Annotated in this window: 19 protein-coding genes; 14 read left to right on the forward strand and 5 right to left on the reverse strand. The window is 64.3% G+C overall.

The features are described from left to right. Positions 1-78: 78 nt before the first annotated feature. Complete coding sequence (locus tag IAG25_RS14535) at positions 79-3,804, forward strand: DUF748 domain-containing protein (protein WP_187605461.1); 3,726 nt, start codon at positions 79-81, stop codon at positions 3,802-3,804. Between the two features lie 93 nt (positions 3,805-3,897). Next, positions 3,898-4,335, forward strand: a complete 438-nt coding sequence (locus tag IAG25_RS14540) for a DUF29 domain-containing protein (RefSeq protein WP_187605630.1) — start codon at positions 3,898-3,900, stop codon at positions 4,333-4,335. 21 nt (positions 4,336-4,356) lie between these two features. Here the strand turns inward: IAG25_RS14540 and IAG25_RS14545 are convergent, their stop codons facing one another. After that, on the reverse strand, positions 4,357-5,925 hold the full coding sequence (locus IAG25_RS14545; RefSeq protein WP_187605462.1) for a DHA2 family efflux MFS transporter permease subunit: 1,569 nt from the start codon (positions 5,923-5,925) through the stop codon (positions 4,357-4,359). Positions 5,926-6,106: 181 nt separating this feature from the next. Between IAG25_RS14545 and IAG25_RS14550 the strand changes: the two genes are divergently transcribed. Then, complete coding sequence (locus IAG25_RS14550) at positions 6,107-6,394, forward strand: AbrB/MazE/SpoVT family DNA-binding domain-containing protein (protein WP_187605463.1); 288 nt, start codon at positions 6,107-6,109, stop codon at positions 6,392-6,394. Continuing rightward, the gene (locus tag IAG25_RS14555) at positions 6,391-6,729 is read left to right on the forward strand and encodes a type II toxin-antitoxin system PemK/MazF family toxin (RefSeq protein WP_187605464.1); all 339 of its coding nucleotides are present in this window, start codon (positions 6,391-6,393) and stop codon (positions 6,727-6,729) included. Before IAG25_RS14550 ends, IAG25_RS14555 begins: the two co-directional genes overlap by 4 nt. Before the next feature lie 41 nt (positions 6,730-6,770). On the opposite strand, the gene IAG25_RS14560 is transcribed toward IAG25_RS14555, so the two are convergent. Further along, positions 6,771-7,553, reverse strand: coding sequence for an ABC transporter substrate-binding protein (locus tag IAG25_RS14560; protein WP_035506999.1), 783 nt, complete (start codon positions 7,551-7,553; stop codon positions 6,771-6,773). Between the two features lie 23 nt (positions 7,554-7,576). Continuing rightward, complete coding sequence (locus IAG25_RS14565; protein WP_187605465.1) at positions 7,577-8,731, reverse strand: methionine aminotransferase; 1,155 nt, start codon at positions 8,729-8,731, stop codon at positions 7,577-7,579. Between the two features lie 138 nt (positions 8,732-8,869). Here IAG25_RS14565 and IAG25_RS14570 point away from each other — a divergent pair, with 138 nt between their 5' ends. After that, on the forward strand, positions 8,870-9,796 hold the full coding sequence (locus IAG25_RS14570) for a LysR substrate-binding domain-containing protein (protein ID WP_187605466.1): 927 nt from the start codon (positions 8,870-8,872) through the stop codon (positions 9,794-9,796). A gap of 7 nt (positions 9,797-9,803) precedes the next feature. On the opposite strand, the gene IAG25_RS14575 is transcribed toward IAG25_RS14570, so the two are convergent. Continuing rightward, complete coding sequence (locus IAG25_RS14575; protein WP_187605467.1) at positions 9,804-10,958, reverse strand: branched-chain amino acid ABC transporter substrate-binding protein; 1,155 nt, start codon at positions 10,956-10,958, stop codon at positions 9,804-9,806. A 367-nt stretch (positions 10,959-11,325) separates the two neighbouring features. Between IAG25_RS14575 and IAG25_RS14580 the strand changes: the two genes are divergently transcribed. The 3 genes from IAG25_RS14580 (at position 11,326) to IAG25_RS14590 (ending at position 13,749) form a co-directional block, all read left to right on the forward strand. Next, positions 11,326-11,754, forward strand: a complete 429-nt coding sequence (locus IAG25_RS14580) for a MarR family winged helix-turn-helix transcriptional regulator (RefSeq protein ID WP_187605468.1) — start codon at positions 11,326-11,328, stop codon at positions 11,752-11,754. Between the two features lie 80 nt (positions 11,755-11,834). Continuing rightward, positions 11,835-12,542 carry an SDR family oxidoreductase gene (locus IAG25_RS14585; RefSeq protein WP_187605469.1) on the forward strand — a complete coding sequence of 236 codons (708 nt, stop codon included), beginning with the start codon at positions 11,835-11,837 and terminating at the stop codon, positions 12,540-12,542. Between the two features lie 13 nt (positions 12,543-12,555). Beyond that, on the forward strand, positions 12,556-13,749 hold the full coding sequence (locus IAG25_RS14590; RefSeq protein ID WP_187605470.1) for a thiolase family protein: 1,194 nt from the start codon (positions 12,556-12,558) through the stop codon (positions 13,747-13,749). A 6-nt stretch (positions 13,750-13,755) separates the two neighbouring features. Here IAG25_RS14590 and IAG25_RS14595 read toward each other — a convergent pair whose 3' ends face one another. Then, positions 13,756-14,172, reverse strand: coding sequence for a YciI family protein (locus IAG25_RS14595; protein WP_187605471.1), 417 nt, complete (start codon positions 14,170-14,172; stop codon positions 13,756-13,758). Positions 14,173-14,377: 205 nt separating this feature from the next. On the opposite strand from IAG25_RS14595, the gene IAG25_RS14600 reads away from it, so the two are divergent. Genes IAG25_RS14600 through IAG25_RS14625 form a run of 6 tightly spaced genes read left to right on the forward strand, consistent with a single transcriptional unit; the run spans position 14,378 to position 21,125 of the window. After that, positions 14,378-15,397: a LacI family DNA-binding transcriptional regulator gene (locus IAG25_RS14600; RefSeq protein ID WP_035506932.1), complete on the forward strand. Its 1,020-nt coding sequence runs from the start codon at positions 14,378-14,380 to the stop codon at positions 15,395-15,397. Between the two features lie 2 nt (positions 15,398-15,399). Continuing rightward, positions 15,400-16,887: a sugar ABC transporter ATP-binding protein gene (locus IAG25_RS14605; protein WP_187605472.1), complete on the forward strand. Its 1,488-nt coding sequence runs from the start codon at positions 15,400-15,402 to the stop codon at positions 16,885-16,887. Continuing rightward, positions 16,868-17,884, forward strand: coding sequence for an ABC transporter permease (locus IAG25_RS14610; protein WP_035506926.1), 1,017 nt, complete (start codon positions 16,868-16,870; stop codon positions 17,882-17,884). Before IAG25_RS14605 ends, IAG25_RS14610 begins: the two co-directional genes overlap by 20 nt. A gap of 25 nt (positions 17,885-17,909) precedes the next feature. Beyond that, entirely contained in the window at positions 17,910-18,875 is a 966-nt protein-coding gene (locus IAG25_RS14615) for a substrate-binding domain-containing protein (RefSeq protein ID WP_187605473.1), read from the forward strand. Positions 18,876-18,921: 46 nt separating this feature from the next. Continuing rightward, positions 18,922-20,007, forward strand: coding sequence for a sugar phosphate isomerase/epimerase family protein (locus IAG25_RS14620; protein WP_187605474.1), 1,086 nt, complete (start codon positions 18,922-18,924; stop codon positions 20,005-20,007). Then, positions 20,004-21,125 (forward strand): Gfo/Idh/MocA family protein, encoded by a 1,122-nt coding sequence (locus IAG25_RS14625; RefSeq protein ID WP_187605475.1) that lies wholly within the window; start codon positions 20,004-20,006, stop codon positions 21,123-21,125. Before IAG25_RS14620 ends, IAG25_RS14625 begins: the two co-directional genes overlap by 4 nt. Positions 21,126-21,183: the final 58 nt, after the last annotated feature.

The raw sequence follows: 21,183 nt of genomic DNA on the forward strand, positions 1-21,183 counted from the left end.
CGTATACTCGAACATCATCTTTCCGGGACGGCGAAGCTCGGGCGGTGCTCACACGGGCAGCTCGTCGCCGCGCATCGAATGTCAAGCATCACCAAGTCTTCTCTTGCTTCCGCCGGCCAAACCCTGCGCGGCGTCGTGCACGCGCGGCGCACGCGGCGCATTTTCATCGGCTTGCTGATCGCGCTACTCGTGATCGGCGCGCTCGGCTTCTTCGTCGCGCCGCCGGTCATCCGGCATATCGCCGAGCAGCAACTCGCGAAGCAGCTCGATCGCCCGGTCAGCATCCGGCGCATTTCGCTCAATCCCTACACGCTCGATTTCGAAGCCGATGGTGTGCATATCGGCGAAGCGCCCGCGAATCTCGCGAAGACGCCGGGCGCGTCGCCCGATTTCGTCGACGTGTCGCGGCTTGTCGTGCGCACCTCGTGGGCGTCGGTGTTGAAGCTCGCGCCGGTCGTCAACGAACTGAAAATCGATTCGCCGCGCATCAATGTCGTGCGCTTCGACGGCGAGCATTTCAATTTCTCCGATCTGATCGCGAAATTCTCGAAGCCTTCTTCGCCGCCTTCGGACAAGCCCGCGCGCTTCTCGGTGTCGAACATCCGGCTCGAAAACGGCCAGATCACATTCGATGACAGGCTGCTGAAGGCGAAGCACGTGATCGACCGCTTCGCGCTCGGCATTCCGTTTATCGCGACCTTGCCCTCCGCCACCGATATCTTCGTGACGCCGCTGTTACAGGCGCGCATCGATGGTTCGCCGCTCGTCGTGAAAGGCCGCACCAAGCCGTTCTCGGAGTCGCGCGAATCGGAGATCGCGCTCACGCTCGATGGTCTCGACGTGCCGCAGATGGCGTCTTACGCGCCGGCATCCGTGCCGGTCGCCGTGAAGAGCGGCAAGCTGTCGACGGACCTGAACGTGAACTTCGCGATCTCGGGCGATACCCCGACGATCCGCATCGAAGGCACCGCCGATCTCGCCGATCTCGCCGTCACCGACAAGTCGAACGCGCCGCTCGTCGCGGCCCGCGCGCTGCATGTGAAGATCGCGAACGCGGAGCCGTTGCGCGATATCTATCGCCTCGACGAAGTGACGCTGAGCAATCCCGACGTGCATCTCGCGCGCGATTCGTCGGGGCAGTTGAATGTGCAGAAACTGGCCGGTCCCGCGCCGAAGGCATCCGCGGAACCGGCGCGCACGGAAGCGCAACAAGAAGCGCAGAAGGAAGCGCAGAAGGAAGCGCCGCCGCTCGATCTGACGATCCGTCATCTCGCGATCGACGGCGGCAAGATCGCGCTCGACGACCAGTTGCTGAAGGAACACGTGCAGGGCGCGCTGACCGGCCTCGCCGTGACGCTCGACGATTTCTCGACGCTCGCTAAGACGCCCGCGAAATACACGCTCAAGACCGCGTTCGACCACGGCGGCGCGCTCGATGCGTCGGGCAAGGTGACGCTCGCCGCGAAGACGGCGGACGCGAAGCTCGCGCTGAACGCGTTCGCGCTGCCGCCGCTGCAGCCATATCTCGCGAACGTGCTGGCCGCGCGGGTGACGAGCGGCACGCTCGGCGCGAACCTGCCGGTGTCGGTCGATTGGGGTAAGCCGGATGGCGGCGTGCAGGTCGGCGCGGGCGACGTGAAGCTCGACGCGCTCACGCTCGTGCCCAATGCGGGTGGCGGCGCGCCGATCAAGCTCGCGTCGGCGGTGGCGAAGATCGCTAAGGTCGACGTATCCGCGCGCAACGCGGCGCTCGACAGCGTGCAACTGAGCGGTCTCGCGCTCGATGCGACGCGCCGCAAGGACGGCACCATCGATCTCGCCGCGCTCGCGGGGCCGCACGAGGCCGCGCCCGAGCAGACGGCGACGCACAAGATCCAGAAGGCGCAGGCGGCCGGCCCGGCGTGGCGCTATCGCATCGGCGAAATCTCGCTCGCCGATACATCGGCGAATATCACGGACGAAACCACGCCGCAGCCGGTCAAGCTGCGCGTCGCGCCGCTCGCGGTGAACGTGAAGCAGTTCAGCGACGATCTGACGAAACCGCTCGCCGTCGATGGCAAGCTCACGCTGAACGGAAAGGGCACGCTCGCGATCGGCGGCAATGTCACGGTCACGCCGCTCAAGCTCGCGCTGCATGTGAAGGGCGATCAGGTCGATGCCTCCACGTTCGAGCCGTATTTCGGCGACAAGCTCAACATCGAAGTGGCGAGCGCGTATCTGAGCGCGAACGGCGATGTCGCGATGTCGGGCAGCGGCAAGACGCTCGCGGCGTCGTACAAGGGCGATGTGTCGCTGTCGGACGTGCGCATGCTCGACAAGGCGACGTCCGATCGCTTCGCCGGCTGGAAGCTGCTCGGCCTGACCAACGTGAAGGTGAACTACAGCGAGCGCGGCACCGATGTCGACGCGGCGCGCGTGACCTTCGCGAAGTTCTACGGCCGCGTGCTGCTCGACGCGCAGGGCAAGCTGAACCTGAAGAGCGTGGTGGCGGGCGAGGGCGGACCGCAATCGGTGACGCGCGGCAGCACGAAGGAGCAGGGCGCGTCCGCGCCGGCGGCGGCGAGCGCAGCCACAACGGTGCCGGTGAAAACCGCGTCGAATTCCGGGCCGCCGGTCAATATGCGCTTCGGCCAGTTGGTGTTGCAGGACGGCCGCGTGACCTATACCGACAACTTCATCAAGCCGAACTACACGGCGAATCTCGTCGCGATCAACGGCACGATCGGCGCGTTCGGCACGCATTCGACGACGCCCGCGCCCGTCGATGTTTCCGCGAAACTGGCGGCGAACGGGCCGGTGTCGATCAAGGGGCAAATCAATCCGCTGATCGACAAGCCCGCGCTGGATCTGACGGCGAGCGCGCACGGCGTCGAGCTGACGAACCTCACGCCGTATTCGTCGAAGTACGCGGGCTATCCGATCACGAAGGGCAAGCTCAACGTCGATCTGCACTACATGCTGGCCGACAACAAGCTCACGGCGAACAACCACTTGTTCATTGATCAGTTGACGTTCGGCGATCACATCGACAATCCGACGGCGACCAAGCTGCCGGTTCGGCTAGCTGTGTCGCTGTTGAAGAACTCGCGCGGCGAGATCGACGTGAATATTCCGATATCCGGATCGCTGGACAATCCGGAGTTTTCGATCGGCGGGCTCGTGTGGCAGGCGATCGTGAATCTCGTGCAGAAGGCGGTGACCGCGCCGTTCACGCTGCTCGCGCACGCGTTCGGCGGCGGCAGCGGCGAGGATCTGAACTACATCGAGTTCGATGCGGGTTCGGCCACGTTGAACGACGCCGCGCAGAAGAAGCTCGATACGATTGCGAAGGCGCTGGTGGACAAGCCGTCGGTGCGGGTGGATGTGACGGGCCGCGTCGATCCGAAGACGGACGAGCCGGCGTTGCGCGCTGCGTGGCTCGACAACCAGGTCAAGCGTGCGAAGGTGCGCGATATGTCGGGCAACGGCGAGAACGTGGACTGGAACACGATCAAGATATCCGATGCCGACTACGACAAGTATCTGACGAAGGTGTACAAGTCGGCGGATTTCAAGAAGCCGACCAACTTCATCGGCATGACGAAGTCCGTGCCCGATGGCGACATGAAGGCGGCGCTGACGAAGAACGCGCCGGTGGACGAGGGCGCGTTGCGCGATCTGGCGCAGCGTCGCGCGCAGGCGGTGCAGGAGTATTTCGACGGGAAGATCGACAGCCAGCGGATTTTTGTCGTCGCGCCGAAGATGTCGGCGGACGATATCAAGGACAAGGGCGCGGGTTCGCGCGTGGAACTCGGGTTGAAGTGAGCGGCGTTAGCCGTCTGGACGATCTGGATGAACAAAGGAATGCAAACTAGCATGGGCGATACCGAAAATTCGAATGAAAACGGGAATCAGCCGATGGGAACACCTTATGAGAAGGACGTAGTGGCGTGGGCCTATGAACAGGCCGCGCTGCTGCGTGCAGGGAAGCTTGCGTCCATCGATATCGAGCATATCGCTGAGGAAATCGAGGACGTGGGCAAGAGTGAACAAAGAGAATTCGCGAGCAGGATGGCGATTTTGCTGGCGCATTTACTCAAGTGGCAGTTTCAGCCTGAGCGGCGAACCAATAGCTGGACGAACACCATCCTGGCTCAGCGCGGGGCAATCGAGCGACGGCTCAGGAAAACACCGAGTCTGAAGCCTATGCTCATCGACGAGGATTGGATTGCCGATATGTGGGGCGATGCGCGCGAACAGGCGGCGAATGAAACGCGTATCGGATTCGCCGATTTCCCGGAAAGCTGTCCGTGGACGATGTCGTCCGTACTGGAGCAGGGATTTTTGCCCGAGTAGCACGTGACGCGCGCGCCATCCTCAATGCGCCCCCGAAGCCGCCCCGCCGCCACCCCCCTTCGCCACCTTCGTAATCCAGATCAGCGGAATGATCAGAATGAAGATCAACGCCGAGATCAGAAAGATATCGTTGAGCCCCATCATCGCGGCTTGCGTGTTGACGGTGAAATTGAACATGCCGCGTGCTTGCGCCTCACTGACATCGAGTGTCGATCGCGATAGCCCGAGCGATTGCAGGAACGCCGGATTGTAGACATTCGCCTGCTCGGTGAGCCGCTCGTGATGCAGCGCGATGCGGTTATCCCACTCGTTGCCCGCGAGCGATGTGCCCACCGCGCCGCAAAACACCCGCGCGAAATTCGATAGCCCCGCCGCCGCCGGAATCTTCGACGGCGGCAATCCCGACAGCACGATCGCCGTGAGCGGCACGAAGAACATCGCCATCGGGATGCCTTGCAGGAGCGTTGGTAGCACGAGGTGCCACGTGTCGATCTCGATCACGTACTTCGAGCGCAGCCAGAACACGAACGCGAAGCCGACGAACGCCATCGTCGCGATGATGCGCGCGTCGCTGCGCGGCAAGACCTTGCCCATCACCGGCGCGAGGATCACGGCGAAGATGCCGAGCGGCGCGGTGACCAGCCCCGCATCGACGGAGCGGTAGTTCAGATACTGCTGCATCCATTGCGGCAGCAGCACGAGATTGCCGAAGAACACGCCGTACGCGACGGATATCGCCACCGTCCCGCCGAAGAAATTGCGCCCGGCGAAAAGCCGCAGATCAACGACCGGATTCGGGTCCGTCAGCTCCCACACGACGAAGAACGCGAACGCGATAACGGCGACGATCGCCAGCACGACGATCAGCGGCGACGAGAACCAGTCGAGATCGCGTCCCTTGTCGAGCATGATCTGCAGCGACGCGACCCACGAGACGAGCAGCAGAAGGCCGATCACGTCGATCGGCGCCTTGCGCGTCGGCGATTCGCGATCGCGGTAGATGAGCCACGTCACGCCCGCCGCGAAGATGCCCACCGGAATGTTGATGTAGAAGATCCACGACCACGAATAGCTGTCGGTGATCCAGCCGCCGAGCGCGGGACCGGCGATCGGGCCGACGGTCGCGGTCATCGCCCAGAGCGAGAGCGCCATCGACGACTTCTCTTTCGGATACGAGCCGAGCAGGATCGCCTGCGACAGCGGAATCAGCGGCCCGGCGACCGCGCCCTGCAACACGCGCGCGAACAGCAGCACCGGCAGATTCGGCGCGAGGCCGCACAGCCACGACGACAGCACGAACATCAGAATCGCGCCGACGAACAGATGCACCTGGCCGAGCCGCTGCGTGAGCCAGCCGGTCAGCGGAATGGAGACGGCGTTCGACGCCGCGAACACGGTGATGACCCACGTGCCCTCGTTGACGGACACGCCGAGATTGCCGGAGATCGTCGGGATCGCGACGTTGGCGATCGACGAATCCAGCACGTTCATGAAGGTCGCGAGCGCCACCGCGAAGGTGGCGAGGACGAGCTTGCCGCCCTGGAGCGGCGGAGGCGGTGCTGGCGCAGTGGACGTCGGCGGTGTGCTCATGCAGCTCGTGATCGATGGGTTCGAGACGCCAGTGTGCCTGCGTTGCAAAAAGGCTGCTTATCCGAATGGCCGATGCCCGGCAAATGGATCGTTCCGAAACGTGTATCGACGTGTTGACACCTTATGCACCGTCCGAATAGCATGAATGTATCGACAAGTATCTACGTCTCTTGAGGACGTCATGCCAAAGCAGATCCTAAAACGTTGGGGCAATAGTCTTGCGGTGCGCATTCCTGCCAACATTGCCAGCGAACTTTCATTGGAGGAGGGACAGGAAGTGCATGTGGACGTTGAGGATGGATACGTTGCGGTGCGGCCGCATCGGGCGATTCGGCGTTTTTCGCGCGAACGGCTGATTCAGCAATTTCGCGAGGGCACGCTCGAGCGGCACGAGGAGATCGACTTCGGCGATCCCGTCGGCGACGAGTGGGGTGGTCCGGGAGACCCGACGCGCGAGGGTCTCGAATGAAAGATGGAATTCCGGATGCGGGCGACGTGGTGAGATTGCACGTCGGCCCGGCGAGAGGCCATAAGCAGGACGGCTACCGCGCGGTGCTCGTGATCTCCGATATCGTGATGAACGATATCACGGGCCGCTTCACGGGACTGCCGATCACGTCGACGATTCGCGGCTGGGAAACCGAAGTGCCCATCGCGAGTCTCAAGCGCCCGGGCGTCGCGCTCGTCGATCAGCTTCGCAGTTGGAGCCATCTCCACAGGGAACTCGCGTTCCGTGGCGAGACGGTCACCGAAGAAGAATTCGACGCGGCGAAATACGCGATTCGCGCCTTTCTGCAGCTATGAATGCAGGCGCGCGACGAATAAACCGCCGCGCGCCCGCCGCCTCACTTCGTCGAAATATCGATATTCCCCAGATACTTCTTCGCGTACTTGTCGATCGTCCCGTCCGCCTTGACCTTCTCGATCGCCGCGTTGAGCTTCGTCTTCAGCGCATCGTCGCCCTTGCGCACGCCGTAGGCGATGCCGCTGCCGAGAATCTTGTCGTCGCGAACCGGTGCGCCGACGAACGCGAAGCCTTCGCCATCCGGCTTCGACAGGAACCCGCTCTGTCCCGCTGGCGCGAGCACGAGGGTCCCGTCGAGACGGCCGGACTTCAGATCCGCATACACCTGATTCTGGTCCTGATACGGCACGACCTTCACGCCTTCGTTCTCCCAGTGCGCCTTCGCGAACGTCTCCTGAATCGAGCCCTGCAACACGCCCACGCTCTTGCCCTTCAGCGATGCCGACGTCGGTTCCAGACCGCTGCCCTTCTTCGCGATCAGTTGCGTCGGCACGCGATACACGACCGTCGTGAAATCGATCGCCTGGCGACGTTGCTCGGTCGCGTTCATCGCGGAGTTGATCGCGTCGAACTTGCGGCCCTGCAGCGCGGGAATCAGGCCGTCGAACGACGTCTCGACCCACTTGCACTGCATCTTCGCGGCGGCGCAGACCGCGTTGCCGACGTCGATGTCGAGCCCTTGCAACTCGCCCGTCGACGATTTCGATTCGAACGGCGGATATTGCGCCTCCAGTCCGAAGCGCAGCGTATCGGCGGCGAGCGCCGCACCGCTCGCGAACGTGCATGCGAAGAACAAGGCGCTGGCGATGTGTTTGAGTTTCATCGTGTTGGTCTCCAGAAAAGTCGTCAGATCGAACAAAGGCGGCGCGCGCCTTCGACGAGCGTGTCGTCGTCCTTCGCGAACGAAAGACGGATCAGGTGGTGGTCGGTGCCGTCGGTGTAGAACGCGGACAGCGGAATCGTCGCGACGCGCGCCTCGCGGATCAGGCGCAGCACGAAGTCGCTGTCGGATTCGTTCGAGATCGCGTCGTACCGCGCCAGCATGAAGAAACTGCCGGCGCTCGGCAACAGTTCGAAGCGCGAGCCCTTGAGCGACTCGGCAAGCAGATCGCGCTTGTGCTGGTAGAACGGCCCGAGATTCAGATAGCTCGATTCGTCCGCGAGCGCTTCGGCGAACGCCATCTGCATCGGCGTATCGGCGGAAAAGGTCATGAACTGGTGGATCTTGCGAATCTCGGACGTCAACGCGGCGGGCGCGAGACAGTAGCCGACGCGCCAGCCCGTCACGTGATACGACTTGCCGAACGACGACACGATCACGCTGCGTTCAGCCAGCTCGGGATAGCGCGCCATGCCGTGATGCGGCGCGCCATCGAACACGACGTGTTCATAGACTTCATCCGACAGCACGATGATCTTCGTGTCGCGCGTGAGTGCGGTCAGCCGTGCGATGTCGACGTCCGTGAACGCGCTGCCCGTCGGATTGTGCGGCGTATTGACGAGAATCATGCGCGTGCGCGGCGTGATCGCAGCGGCAACTTCGTCCCAGTCGATGTGGAAATTCTCGGCCGAGAGCTTGATCGCGACGGGCGTGGCGCCCTGCAACTGCACGATCGGCGCATAGCTGTCGAAGGAAGGCTCGAAGTAGATGACCTCGTCGCCGGGATGCACGAGCGCGCTGATCGTCGCGTACAGGCCTTCGCTCGCGCTCGCCACCACGGTGACTTCCGTGCCCGGATCGTATTGCGCGCCATACAGCTTGTGCGTCTTCACGGCGATCGCTTCGCGCAGCGCGAGCACGCCGGACATCGGCGAGTACTGGTTATGTCCTGCCCGCATGGCTCGCTCGACGCCTTCGATCAGCTTCGGGTCGCAGGCGAAGTTCGGCGCACCCTGCGACAGGTTGAGCGCGTGATGCTCCTCGGCCAACTGGCCGATGACGGTGAAAATGGTCGTGCCGACATTCGGCAGCTTCGACTCGGGAATGCAGGCGCTATGCACGGCAGGTGTCTCCGGAATTGCGGTTCGGCGATGATTGCCGTCGATTCAACCGCAGCAATAAAGCGCGGACAATCGAAACTTTGTCATACTAGCCATGCTTGCAGATCATGGCTACATGCCAAAAACCCGATGCCTCCGATGAAACCGCTGCCCTCGCTCGACGTGCTCAAAACCTTTCTGGTCGTCGCCCAGAAGCTGAATTTCACGCGCGCCGCCGAGGTGCTGAACGTGACGCAGGGCGCGGTCAGCCGGCAGATCGCCGGACTGGAGGCGCATCTCGGTTACGCGCTTTTCACGCGGCAGGCGCGCGGGCTCGCGCTGACGCATCACGGCGCGCTGCTCGTCGCGCCGCTCCAGCAGGCGTTCACGCATATCGACGATGCGCTGGCGAAAGGCGGCGCGCAATCCGGCATTCTGCGCGTGAAGTGCCCGACCTGCGCGATGCGCTGGATTCTGCCGCGCGTCATCCGCTTGCAGAACGAGCGGCCGGAGCTGGTGGTGGAGGTGACGGCATCGGTGTCGCACGGCGTCGAGTTCGCCGCGGAGCCGTTCGATGCGGCGATCGTCTTCGGCGCCGCGCCGTCGCTCAAGGGCGTGACGGCGGATCATCTGTTCGATGAAGTGCTGACGCCGGTTTGCGCGCCCGAATTGTGGAAGCCGAAGAAGCACGCCGCGCCCACGCCCGGCGATCTCGCCGGCAAGACGCTGCTGCATCCCACGCGCGATCGCCGCGACTGGCTTCTGTGGCTCGGCGCTTACGGCTACACGGGCCTGCCGTCGACGAAAGCGCAGCATTTCGACACGCTCGATCTGGCGATGTCCTCGGCGATGCAGGGTCTGGGCGTGACGATCGGCGATCTCTCGCTGATCGAGGAAGACTTGCGCGCGAAGCGCGTGATCGCGCCATTCCCGCTATGCGTGACGAGCGGCGCGGCCTATTACCTCGCGTATCCGGAGCGGCCCGCGCCGTCGCCCGCATTGCAGCAATTCGTGCAATGGCTGGGCGACGAGGCGGCGCACACGCGCAAAAGGCTGGAGGCCCGGACGCACGCGGCCCAGGCCTGAAGCGTCATCACATGCCGTGCTTGGTGACGACCGACGCCCACTGTCCGTTCTTCACCTGATACAGCGTCGACGAAGCGTTCTTCAGCGCGCCGTTGCTGTCGAAGGCGATCGGCCCGGTGATGCCTTCGAACGAGTTCGACTTCAGCACCGGCCGGTACACGTTCGGATCGATGGAATTGGCCTTTTGCATCGCGTTGATCGCGGCCCACGCGGCGTCGTAGCCGAACGGCGCATACGAAAGAATCGCGACGCCGAAGCGCTTCTGGAACTTGTCGGCGAACGCCTTGCCTTCGGGCAGCTTGTCGAGCGGGCTGCCGTATTCCCACGCCTGCGCGCCCTCGGCGGCATCGCCCGCGAGCTTGAGGAAATCGGCGTCCATCACGCCGCCGCCGCCCACGAACTGCGCGTTCATGCCGAGCTGCTTCATCCGCTTGACGACCGCCGCCGCCTGCCGGTCGAGGCCGCCGAAGAAAATCAGATCCGCGTTGGCCGCCTTGATGCGCGTGAGCTGCGCGCTGAAGTCGACGGTCTGGTTGTCGCTGTACTCGCGCGTGACGATCGTGCCGCCCTTCGCCTTCACCGCCTTCTCGAACTCGTCGGCCTCGCCCTGACCGAAGGCCGTGCGGTCGTCGATGATCGCGATGCGCTTCGCCTTCGTCGTCGTCACCGCATAGACGCCGGCGTTGCCCGCGTTCTGCGCGTCGCTCGAAATCACCGTGAACATGTTCTCGAGGCCGCGCGTCGTGATGGTCGGATTGGTCGCGGCAGGATCGATGGTCGGGATGCCGGCGCTGTTGTAGATCGGCGAGGCGGGCAGCGTCGTGCCCGAATTGAAGTGTCCGACGACGACCACCACGCCGTCATCGACGAGCTTCTGCGCCGCCTGCACGCCCACGCGCGGGTCGGCCTGATCGTCTTCCGCGCGGATCTCGAACTTCGCCGTCTTGCCGCCGATCGTGATCTTCTTCGCGTTGGCTTCGTCGAGCGCGAGCTGCACGCCGTTCTGGAGGTCCTTCCCGTAACCCGCGTTCGCGCCCGTCAGCGGCGCGGCAAAACCCACTTTCACCGTCAGTTCGTCTGCGCTCGCGGCGAAGGGCGCGGCGGCGAATGCAGCCGTGGCGCATGCCACGAGCCACGCCAGAGGTTTGGTACGGATGCGCATGGTTTTGCTCTCCTTTTTGATTTGGCAATCGAATGGAACACGACCGGTTCAGTGCCGGCAAGACGGACTTGCCCTCAAAGGCCGGCAATCCGGCGATGAAAGCAGCCGCTTCGCGCGCGGCCCGGCACAGGCAGCGGACATGCGCAATGTAGAAAACCAATTTGGCCGCGTCTTGGTGTTAAGTCGCGCGTCCGATGCGGATTTCGGCACAGGCCCGATTCGCCCCGATCGCACGCCCGGAGCGGCTTGGCGCGTTTCGCCGCCGCGCGGCGCGCGACGATTCCCGACGATCTCCGAGCCGCGTCTATCGCGCCGATTGAGAATCCCTCGCTTGACAAAGTGCATATGCACTCATATTCTGCGGGACATGACTTCCAACTCTTCTCCTCTCGACTGCAACTGCTTCGCGATCCGTCAGGCGGCGCGTTATGTGTCGCAGATGTACGAGCGGCATCTGACCGCGGTAGGCATCACGGCGGCGCAGTTCACGATTCTCGCGGCGATCGGGCGCAGGCCCGGCGTGCAGATGGCCGAGCTCGCCGACTCGATGGTGATGGACCGTACCACGCTCGTGCGCGCGCTCAAGCCGTTGCAGCGTGACGGTCTCGTCGAGGCGGCGCAGGAATCGGCCAGTTCGCGCGCGGTCGGCTTGCGACTGACGGCAACGGGCCGCGATACGCTCGTGAAGGCGTCGGCGCAATGGCGCGCCGCGCAGGCGGAATTCGAAGCGAAGTTCGGCGAGAAGCGCGCAAAGGCGCTGCGCCAGTCGCTGTTCGAACTGACGACGATGGAGTGAGTGGCATAGAGCAGGCTCGCCGTGCGCGAGCCTTTTTCGTATCGATATCAGTGCATATGCACAGCTTGATGGAGCACACCATGCAGATCAAAGGAAAAGTCGTTCTCGTCACCGGCGCCAATCGCGGCCTCGGCGAGCAATTCGCGAAGTCGCTCGTCGAAGCGGGCGCGGCGAAGGTCTATGCCGCCGCACGCGATCCGAAGAGCGTCGATATTCCCGGCGTCCAGGCGATCCGCCTCGACGTAACCAACGCCGCCGATATCGCGGAAGCGGCCGCGACCTATACCGACGTGCAGGTGATCGTCAACAACGCGGGCGTGACGACGCGCGGCCTGCTCGTCGATCCGGCATCGACGCAGGGCATCCGCGATCTTCTGGAGATCAACACGTTCGGCCCGATCGCGCTCACGCAGGCGTTCGCGCCCGCGCTGAAGAAGAACGGCGGCGGCGCGGTCGTCAACGTTCTTTCGGTGCTGAGCTGGGTCTCGTTGCCGGCGGGCGGCGCGTATCACATCTCGAAGGCGGCGGCGTGGGCAGCCACGAACGCATTGCGCGAGGAGCTGCGCGAGCAGGGCACGCTCGTCGTGGCGGCGCATCCGGGCTATATCGATACCGACATGACCGCGCAGGTCACCGCGCCGAAGTCCACGCCGGAGCATGTGGTGAACGAAGTGCTCGCCGCGCTGGAAAAGAATCAGGAAGAAGTGCTCGTCGATGAAACCGGCCGCCAGGTCAAGCAATCGCTCTCGACCGACACGCCCATCTATCTCACCGGCATTCCCCGCTAAGCGAGGCAACGACATGTTCGTGCAAGACATCGTTTTGTGTCATCCGGTGCGTACGGCGATCGGCGCGTTCAACGGCGCGTTGAAGGACACGCCCGCCGTCGATCTCGGCGCGGCGGCCATCGCTGAAACGCTGCGGCGCGCAGGCAAGGCGCTCGATCCCACGTCGATCGATTCGGTCGTGTTCGGCAATGTGATCCAGGCTGGCAACCGCATGAATCCGGCGCGGCAGGCGTCGGTCGGCGGCGGCGTGCCGGTTTCGGTGCCCGCGCTCGCCGTGAATCGCGTGTGCGGCTCGGGCGCGCAGGCCATCGCGACAGCCGCGACCGAAATCGCGGCGGGCGCCGCCACGCTCGCGATCGCGGGCGGCATGGAGAACATGGATCGCGCGCCGTATCTGCTCGACGGCGGGCGGCGCGGCTATCGCATGGGCAATGCGCAGATTTACGACAGCATGCTGCGAGACGGTCTCGTCGATGCGTTCTCGGGCGAGCATTCGGGCTGGCACACCGAAGACCTCGTGACGAAGCTGGATATCACGCGTGAAGCGCAGGATCGCTGGGCCGAACGTTCGCAGCAGTCCTTCGCGGCCGCGCAGAGGGACGGCTTGTTCGATGCGGAAATCGTCGGCGTAGATGTGAAGGCGGGCCGCGAAACGGTCGCGTTCGCGCGCGACGAGCAGCCGCGCCCGGACACGACGCTCGCGACGCTTGCAAAGCTGCGCCCGGCGTTTCGTCCCGACGGCACGATCACGGCGGGCAATGCGCCGGGCCTGAACAGCGGCGCATCCGCGATGATTGTGACGAGCCGCAGGGAAGCCGAGGCGCGCGGCATCGAACCGTTCGTGCGGCTCGCGGCGTTCGGTGTGGCGGCCGTCGAGCCGGGCATGTTCGGGCTCGGGCCGGTGCCCGCCGTGCAGCAGGCATTGCAGCGCGCGGGCTGGACGCTCGGCGATGTCGAGCGCTTCGAGATCAACGAAGCCTTCGCGGCGGTGCCGATCGCGGTGGCGAGGACGCTCGGCGTGCCGGAAGACATCGTCAACGTGGAGGGCGGCGCGATCGCGCACGGGCATCCGATCGGCGCGACCGGCGCGGTGCTCACCACGCGTCTCGCCCACGCGATGCGTCGCGACGGCGTGAAGCGCGCGATCGTCACGCTGTGCATCGGCGGCGGGCAGGGCATCGCGCTCGCGCTGGAGAGGATCGCGTAACGTGCATCAGGGCTTCGCCGCCTTGTGCATCTCATCGAATCCCGCCGCGGCCTGCTGCACGTCCGGCGGGAAGTCGTCCATCTCCATCACCTGGCGCACTTCGATCATCTCCGTGTCCGATCCCGGACAACGCTTCGCCCATTCGATCGCTTCCTCGCGCGACTTCACCTGAAGCATCCAGTAGCCGCCGAGCACTTCCTTCGCTTCGGCGAACGGTCCGTCGGTGACGCGCGGCTTGCCGCCTTCGAACGTGACGCGCGCGCCCATCGACGGCGGATGCAGTCCGTCGAGCGCGAGCAGCACGCCGGCCTTCTGCAATTCCTCGTTGTACTTCATCATGGCGGCGACGGCGTCCGCGCTCGGCATCGTGCCCGGTTGCGCGCTTTCGTAGCCGCGCGGGATCATCAGCATCATGAATCGCATGTGGATCGCTCCTTCAAAAGAGTGTATTGGTGTCGGGCGTCATCGGCCCGCTCGCACATAACGACGAGCAACATCGCACGGGATCGACACATGCGTGTGAATTTCTGTCTTAAGCGTTTGTCCCTAGTCGATTGCTGTTGCCATCGCGCTCGTCCGATCAAATAATGTAATCCATTACATCTCGATCGCCGCGAGCGACGCCGCAATGTCAGATACGGTTCGTCCACGTGAGGAAGTATCGATTGCCGACGTCGCCGAGCGCGCGGGCGTGTCGGTCGCCACGGTATCGCGCGTGCTCAACGGGCATACGAACGTTCGCGAGGCAACGCGCGAAAAAGTCCGCGAGGCGGTCGCGGCGAGCGGCTATCGCATCAACGAACTCGCGCGCAATCTGCGCACGGCGGAAAGCCGCCTGCTGCTCACGATGGTCCCCGACTTCGGCAATCCGTTCTACGCGGCGATCGTCCGCGGCATCGACAGCGTCGCGCGCCAGAACGGCTACTTCATGCTGTTGTGCGACACCGGCGCGGACCCGCTGCGCGAGCGAAGCTATTTCGATCTCCTGCGCGGCCGCCGCGCCGATGGCGCCATCTGCCTCGATCCCGCCGCCGTGCAAAAGGCGCTCGCCGAAGAAGCGTCGGCGCTGCCGTGGGTCGCGTGCTGCGAGTTCGATCCTGCCGCGGGCGTGCCGTATGTCGGCATCGACAATCATCTGGCTGCGGGCGATGTCGTGCGCTATCTGACCGCCAAGGGTCATCGGCGCATCGCGCTCATCAACTCGGGACAGGGTTATCTGTACGGGCGTCAGCGGCTCGCGGGCTATCGCGATGCGCTGATCGACGCGGGCATCGAGCCGCGCGCCGAGTGGTTGATCGAGCTCGACAGTCTCGACTACGACGCCGGCGAACGCGCGGCCGCGCAACTCGCGGCACTCGGCGATGCGAGACCGACCGCCGCCTTCGCCGTCTCCGACACGCTCGCCATCGGCGTGATGAACGGCTTTCGCGGCGCGGGCCTGGCGGTGCCGGACGATGTCGCCGTCGTCGGCTTCGACGATATCGCCGTCGCCGCGCATGTCGATCCGCCTTTGACCACCGTCTCGCAGCCGATGCAACTGCTCGGCGAAACCGCCGCCGATCTCCTGCTCCAGCGCCTGCGCGATCCGCGCGCCGTGGTGCCGGGCGTGCTGCTGCCGCATCGGCTGATTCGCCGAAGGAGCGCGTGACGATGAGCCTCGCCGTGCGCTTTCAGGGCATCGAAAAGCAGTTCGGGCCGGTGCGCGTGCTGCACGGCGTCACCTTCGATATCGCGCCGGGCCGCATCTACGGATTGCTCGGCGAGAACGGCGCGGGCAAATCCACGTTGATGAAGATCCTCGCGGGCTACGAGCGCGCGAACGCGGGCGAGCTTTATATCGATGAGCGCCAGCGCGACTTCGCGAGTTCACGCGATGCCGAGCATGCGGGCATCGTGCTGATTCACCAGGAACTGAATCTCGCGGACCATTTGAGCATCACGCAGAACATGTTCCTCGGGCACGAGCTGAAGAAAGGCTTCTTCCTCGACGAACCCGCGATGCGCGAAGCCGCGCGTGCACGACTGAGCGACGTCGGCCTGCACAAGAATCCGGATACGAAGGTGCGCGACCTGATCGTCGCGGAGAAGCAACTGGTCGAGATCGCGAAGGCGATGCTGCGCGAGGCGCGGCTGCTCATCATGGACGAGCCGACCGCGACGCTGACGCCATCGGAAACACAGCGTCTGTTCGGCCTGATGGCGCGTCTCAAAGAGGCGGGCACGACCATCGTCTATATCTCGCACAAGCTCGACGAAGTGGAGCGCGTAACCGACGAAGTGATCGTGATGCGCGATGGCCGTTTCGTCGCGCGCGCGCCGACCGACGAACTCACGCGCCAGCAGATGGCGAACCTGATGGTCGGCCGCGAAGTCTCCGACATGTTTCCCGACAAGCCTTCGCTTGCCGCGGATGCGCCGGTCGCATTCGAGGTCGAAGGTGCGTCGGTGCCCGGCTGGGCGGAGGGCATCGGCTTCTCGGTGAAGAAGGGCGAAGTGTTCGGCTTCGCGGGCCTCGTCGGCGCGGGACGCACGGAATTGTTCGAGGCGCTCGTCGGTTTGCGGCCGTTGAGCGCGGGCCGCGTCGTGATCGATGGAAAAACCGTCAGCCTGAAGAATCCGCGCGAAGCGATGAGACAGGGCCTCACGTACCTGAGCGAGGATAGAAAAGGACGCGGGCTACACGTCGACATGGCGCTGAAAGACAACCTGACGATGATGACGCTGGAGCGCTATGCGCATCCGTTCATCGACATGCACGCCGAACGCGACGCATTGAAAAAGGCGGTGAACGATTTCGGCATTCGCACGGGCAACACATCGATTCGCGCGCGCATGCTGTCGGGCGGCAATCAGCAGAAGCTCGCGCTCGCGAAGTTCCTGAATCCCGATCCGCGCGTGATCGTGCTCGACGAACCGACACGCGGCGTCGATGTCGGCGCGAAACGCGACATCTATTTTCTGATTCACCGGCTGGCCGCCGAGGGCCGCGCGGTGATCGTGATTTCATCCGAGCTGATCGAACTGATCGGCTTGTGTCATCGCGTCGCGGTGATGCGCGCGGGCGAACTCGTCACGACGCTCGGCATGGATCTTTTGACCGAAGAGAGGTTGATCGCGCATGCGACCGGCACACACTGAAGACATCGGAAGCGAGAGCCGCCTTTCCGCCGCTGCACGCTTTCTGTTCGGCGTCGGGCCGCTGATCGGGCTGATCGCGTTGTGCATCGGCGGCACGCTGCTCAACGGCGACTTCGCCACCCTCGACAACGCGATGAACGTGCTTACGCGCACGTCGTTCATCGGCATCATCGCGGTGGGCATGACCTTCGTGATCATCTCGGGCGGCATCGATCTGTCGGTCGGTTCGATGGCCGCGCTGATCGCGGGCAGCATGATCTACATGATGAACGCGCTCATGCAGGGCTTTCATGGGCACGCGGTGCCGCCGCTTCTGATCATCGCGCTGGGCGTCGTGCTCGCGCTCGTGCTCGGCGCGCTGTTCGGCTTCGCGCACGGCGTGCTCGTGACGAAAGGGCGCATCGAGCCGTTCATCGTCACGCTGGGCACGCTCGGCATCTTTCGCGCGCTGCTCACGTGGCTCGCGGACGGCGGCGCGCTCACGCTCGACAACTCGCTCGTCGATCTTTACGGGCCGGTCTATTACGCGAGCCTGTTCGGCGTGCCGGTGCCGATCTGGATCTTTCTGATCGTGGCGGCGGGCGGCGCGCTCGTGCTCAATCGCACGGTGTACGGACGTCATGTACAGGCGATCGGTTCGAGCGAGCAGGTCGCGCGTTATGCGGCCATTCGCGTGGATCGCGTGAAGATCGTCACCTACGTGCTGTTGGGCTTGTGCGTGGCCGTCGCGACGATTCTGTACGTGCCGCGCTTAGGGTCGGCCACACCGACGACGGGCCTCCTGTGGGAACTCGAAGCGATCGCGTCCGTCGTGGTCGGCGGCACCGCGCTGAAAGGCGGCGAAGGGCGCGTGATCGGCACGGTCATCGGCGCGATTCTGCTTTCGGTCATCAACAACATCCTGAACCTGACGAGCATCATCAGCGTGTATCTGAATGCGGCGGTGCAGGGCGCCGTGATCATCCTCGTAGCAGTTTTGCAGCGCGGTCGTCGTTAATGCCTACAAATCCGGAGACATCGTCATGAATAAAATGCTTCGCGCGCTCGGCGCGCTCACGCTTGCGGCAAGCGCGTTCGCCGCTGCATCGTCGTCCGCTCATGCCGACGAGAAGGTCGTGCTCGGCGTCGCCATTCCGACCGCGGATCACGGCTTCACGGGCGGCATCGTGTGGTGGGCCAACGAGGCGAAAAAGGAGCTGGAGAAGGCGCATCCGGACCTGAAGGTGATCGTGAAGACGGCCGGCACCGCGCCCGAGCAGGCGAACCAGTTGCAGGACCTCGTGACGGTCAACAAGATCAACGCGCTCGTGATCTTCCCGCAGGAATCGGCGTCGCTCACGCAGCCTGTCGCGCAGATGAAGAAGAAGGGCGTGTATGTGACGGTGGTCGATCGCGGTCTCACCGATACCAGCGCGCAGGATGCCTATGTCGCCGGCGACAACACCGCGTTCGGCAAGATTCCCGCCGAGTATCTCGCGAAGACGATGAACGGCAAGGGCGATATCGTCGCGCTGCGCGGCATTCCGACGACCCTCGACAACGAGCGCTGGACCGCGTTCGAAGGCGTGATCAAGCAGCATCCGGACATGAAGATTCTCGATGCGAAATACGCGAACTGGAACCGCGACGACGCCTTCAAGGTGATGCAGGACTATCTCACGCGCTTCAAGCATATCGACGCCGTCTGGGCCGCCGACGACGACATGATGGTCGGCGTGCTGAAGGCGATCGATCAGGCGAAGCGCACGGACGTCAAGATCGTCTTCGGCGGCGCGGGATCGAAGGAAGCCGTGAAGCGCATCATGGATGGCGACAAGCGCGTGCAGGCCGACGTGTCGTACTCGCCGAAATTCATCTACGACGCGATCAAGCTCACCGCCGAGGCGCGCCTGAAGGGCGACAAGCTGCCGCCGACGACGATCATCCCGTCGGTGCTCATCACGAAGGACAACGCCAAGCAGTTCTACTTCCCGAACTCGCCGTTCTGATGCGCGAAGGCCGTTCACCCGGCCTTCTTTCTCTTGGAGGCGAACGATGAAGACCATCAAGGGGCCGGCGATATTTCTCGCGCAGTTCATGGGCGATCGGCCGCCGTTCGATACGTTGAAGAACCTCGCGTCGTGGGCGGGTTCGCTCGGTTACGAGGGCATACAGGTGCCCGCCGATCCGCGTCTGATCGATCTGGAACAAGCCGCATCGAGCGATGCCTATTGCGATGACATCCGCCGCACGGTGGACGACGCGGGCGTGGCGATCACGGAATTGTCCACGCATCTGCAAGGGCAGTTGATCGCGGTGCATCCCGCCTACGACACATTGTTCGATGGCTTCGCCGCGCCGCACGTGCGCGGCAATCCCGCGGCGCGCACGGAATGGGCGATATCGCAACTGAAGCTCGCGGCGGCCGCGTCGAAGCGTCTGGGCCTGAGTGCGCACGTGACGTTTTCGGGCGCGCTCGCGTGGCCGTATGTCTATCCGTGGCCGCAACGTCCGGCGGGACTCGTCGAAGCCGCATTCGACGAGCTCGCGAAACGCTGGCGTCCGATTCTCGATGAGTTCGATCGCGCGGGCATCGACGTGTGCTACGAACTGCATCCCGGCGAGGACCTGCACGACGGCGTCACGTTCGAGCGCTTTCTCGCGGCGGTGGACGATCATCCGCGCGCGAACATCCTGTTCGATCCGAGTCACTTCGTGCTGCAGCAACTCGATTACCTCGCGTTCATCGATATCTATCACCCGCGCATCAAGGCGTTTCATGTGAAGGACGCGGAGTTCCGGCCGAACGGGAAGCAGGGCGTGTACGGCGGCTATTCGGGATGGACCGATCGCGCGGGACGTTTTCGTTCCCTGGGCGATGGCCAGATCGACTTCAAGGCGATCTTCTCGAAGATGGCGCAATACGATTTTCCCGGCTGGGCCGTGCTCGAATGGGAGTGCGCGTTGAAGCATCCGGAAGACGGCGCGCGCGAGGGCGCGGTGTTTATCCGCGATCGCATCATCCGCGTGGCCGAGCGTGCGTTCGATGACTTCGCCGGCAGCGGCGCAAGCCGCGAGCAGTTGCGCGGCGTGCTCGGTGTCGAAGACAAAGTCGGAGACAAAGCGGGAGACAAGCGATGAACCGCGTGCGACTGGGCATGGTCGGCGGCGGCGAGGGCGCGTTCATCGGCGCGGTGCATCGCATGGCCGCGCGGCTCGATGATCGTTACGAGCTGGTGGCGGGCGCGTTGTCGTCGGATGCGCGGCGTGCGGCTGCGAGCGCGGCGGCTATCGGCCTGACGCGCAGCTACGACGATTATCGCGAGATGGCGCGCACCGAGGCCGGGCGTTCGGACGGCATCGAGGCGGTGGCGATCGTCACGCCGAATCATCTGCATGCGCCGATCGCGACGGCGTTTCTCGAGGCCGGCATACACGTGATCTGCGACAAGCCGCTGGCCGTATCGCTCGATGAAGGCGAGGCGCTGGCCAAACTCGCGCGCGAGAAGGATCGCGTGTTCGCGGTGACGTATACGTACACGGGCTATCCGCTCGTGCGTCACGCGCGCGGGATGGTGCGGCGCGGGTTGCTCGGCGATATCCGCGTCGTGCAGGTGGAGTACGCGCAGGACTGGCTGTCGCTGCCCGTCGAGACGCAGGCGAACCGGCAGGCGGTGTGGCGCACCGATCCGGCGCTGGCCGGTCCGGCGGGCTGTCTCGGCGATATCGGCACGCATGCGTATCAGCTCGCCGAATACGTGACAGGCATGCGGCCGGCGGAGTTGTCGGCGGATGTGACGACGTTCGTGCCGAATCGCCGTGTCGACGATCACGTGCAGGCGATGTTCCGCTATGCCGGCGGCGCGCGCGGGATGCTGTGGGCGAGCCAGGTCGCGGCGGGCGAGGAGAACGCGCTGCGCCTGCGTGTGTACGGCACGAAGGCGGGCATCGCGTTCGATCAAGAGACGCCGAACGAGTTGTGGTTTACGCCGATAGGCGGGGCGTCGGAGCGGATCACGCGCGGCCGCGTGCAAAGCCCCGAAGCGCTGCACGCGACGCGCGTGCCGGCCGGGCATCCGGAAGGGTATCTGGAAGCGTTCGCGCAGGTTTATACGGATGCGGCGGCGTGCATCGCGAGCGGAACCACGCAGGGGGATGACTGGCTTACGACTGTCGAGGACGGGGTGGCGGGATTGAGGTTCGTGGATGCGGTGTTGAGGAGCAGCGAGAGGAATGCCGAGTGGGTGACGCTAGGGTGATCTGAAAACAAAACGGGGCAACTCGATGAGTTGCCCCGTTTCATTCACACCGTCACGC

The sequence above is a fragment of the Caballeronia sp. EK genome, assembly GCF_014384845.1.
GTDB classification, from domain to species: Bacteria; Pseudomonadota; Gammaproteobacteria; order Burkholderiales; family Burkholderiaceae; genus Caballeronia; species Caballeronia jiangsuensis.

Excerpts from the sequence above, each read along its gene's own strand:
- IAG25_RS14535 (WP_187605461.1), top strand. The coding sequence starts at position 79 with ATGTCAAGCATCACCAAGTCTTCTCTTGCTTCCGCCGGCCAAACCCTG.
- IAG25_RS14540 (WP_187605630.1), top strand. The coding sequence starts at position 3,898 with ATGGGAACACCTTATGAGAAGGACGTAGTGGCGTGGGCCTATGAACAG.
- IAG25_RS14545 (WP_187605462.1), bottom strand. The coding sequence starts at position 5,925 with ATGAGCACACCGCCGACGTCCACTGCGCCAGCACCGCCTCCGCCGCTC.
- IAG25_RS14550 (WP_187605463.1), top strand. The coding sequence starts at position 6,107 with ATGCCAAAGCAGATCCTAAAACGTTGGGGCAATAGTCTTGCGGTGCGC.
- IAG25_RS14555 (WP_187605464.1), top strand. The coding sequence starts at position 6,391 with ATGAAAGATGGAATTCCGGATGCGGGCGACGTGGTGAGATTGCACGTC.
- IAG25_RS14560 (WP_035506999.1), bottom strand. The coding sequence starts at position 7,553 with ATGAAACTCAAACACATCGCCAGCGCCTTGTTCTTCGCATGCACGTTC.
- IAG25_RS14570 (WP_187605466.1), top strand. The coding sequence starts at position 8,870 with ATGAAACCGCTGCCCTCGCTCGACGTGCTCAAAACCTTTCTGGTCGTC.
- IAG25_RS14575 (WP_187605467.1), bottom strand. The coding sequence starts at position 10,958 with ATGCGCATCCGTACCAAACCTCTGGCGTGGCTCGTGGCATGCGCCACG.
- IAG25_RS14580 (WP_187605468.1), top strand. The coding sequence starts at position 11,326 with ATGACTTCCAACTCTTCTCCTCTCGACTGCAACTGCTTCGCGATCCGT.
- IAG25_RS14585 (WP_187605469.1), top strand. The coding sequence starts at position 11,835 with ATGCAGATCAAAGGAAAAGTCGTTCTCGTCACCGGCGCCAATCGCGGC.
- IAG25_RS14590 (WP_187605470.1), top strand. The coding sequence starts at position 12,556 with ATGTTCGTGCAAGACATCGTTTTGTGTCATCCGGTGCGTACGGCGATC.
- IAG25_RS14595 (WP_187605471.1), bottom strand. The coding sequence starts at position 14,172 with ATGCGATTCATGATGCTGATGATCCCGCGCGGCTACGAAAGCGCGCAA.
- IAG25_RS14600 (WP_035506932.1), top strand. The coding sequence starts at position 14,378 with ATGTCAGATACGGTTCGTCCACGTGAGGAAGTATCGATTGCCGACGTC.
- IAG25_RS14605 (WP_187605472.1), top strand. The coding sequence starts at position 15,400 with ATGAGCCTCGCCGTGCGCTTTCAGGGCATCGAAAAGCAGTTCGGGCCG.
- IAG25_RS14610 (WP_035506926.1), top strand. The coding sequence starts at position 16,868 with ATGCGACCGGCACACACTGAAGACATCGGAAGCGAGAGCCGCCTTTCC.
- IAG25_RS14615 (WP_187605473.1), top strand. The coding sequence starts at position 17,910 with ATGAATAAAATGCTTCGCGCGCTCGGCGCGCTCACGCTTGCGGCAAGC.
- IAG25_RS14620 (WP_187605474.1), top strand. The coding sequence starts at position 18,922 with ATGAAGACCATCAAGGGGCCGGCGATATTTCTCGCGCAGTTCATGGGC.
- IAG25_RS14625 (WP_187605475.1), top strand. The coding sequence starts at position 20,004 with ATGAACCGCGTGCGACTGGGCATGGTCGGCGGCGGCGAGGGCGCGTTC.